General features: G+C 58.2%; 1 pseudogene. It reads right to left on the bottom strand.

Annotation, left to right across the window (positions count from 1 at the left end):
* Nucleotides 1-705 (bottom strand): annotated as a pseudogene (locus tag L691_RS32670) (hypothetical protein); the annotation flags it as partial.

Here is a 705-nt window from a genome sequence, read left to right on the forward strand (position 1 = left end):
TGGCCTTCCACCGAGCCCTCTGCCAGATGCTCCGATTGAACGGACGATGCCGCCAATTGTTCGCCGCCAATAGATGATGGAGCAAGATGATAACTCTGTACGCTTTCCTCCTCCAGATGGCGGGACTGAATAGAGAAGGGGGCAATTTTCGAGCTGTCCACCGCTTCGTCCTGAAGCTCCGCTCCGCCTACCGCTCCGTCCGCCAGCTGGTCGCTGCCGATGCTCTTCGGCGCAAGCTTATTTCCGGTAAGCGAGCCGTCGGGCAGCAGCTCTGGGGAACGCACCTCGTCTGACAGATGCTGGAGCGTAATTCCACCAGCCTCAATATGCCGGCCTTCCACCGAGCCCTCTGCCAGATGTTCTCCAGTGACGGCTTCCGGCATCAAATGCTCCGAACCGACCGCTCCTTCACCCAGTTTACTGGCGATGACGCTGCCGTGCTGAAGTTGTACGGACGAAACCGAGTCCGGCAGGAGATGGCTAACGCCCACAGATGAGGGGCGGATATGCTCGCCGCCGATAACACCGGGGGTCAAATGCTTCGGCTGAATCGCACTTGGGGCGATATGGCGGCTTTCCACCGAATTTTCCGCCAGATGCTCCGATTGAATGGAGGATACCGTCAAGTGCTCACTGCCAATGGAGGAAGGAGCAAGATGGTAACTCTGTACGCTCTCTTCTTCCAGATGGCGGGACTGAATGGAG

The organism is Paenibacillus zanthoxyli JH29 (assembly GCF_000520715.1).
Classification (GTDB): domain Bacteria; phylum Bacillota; class Bacilli; order Paenibacillales; family Paenibacillaceae; genus Paenibacillus_AQ; species Paenibacillus_AQ zanthoxyli.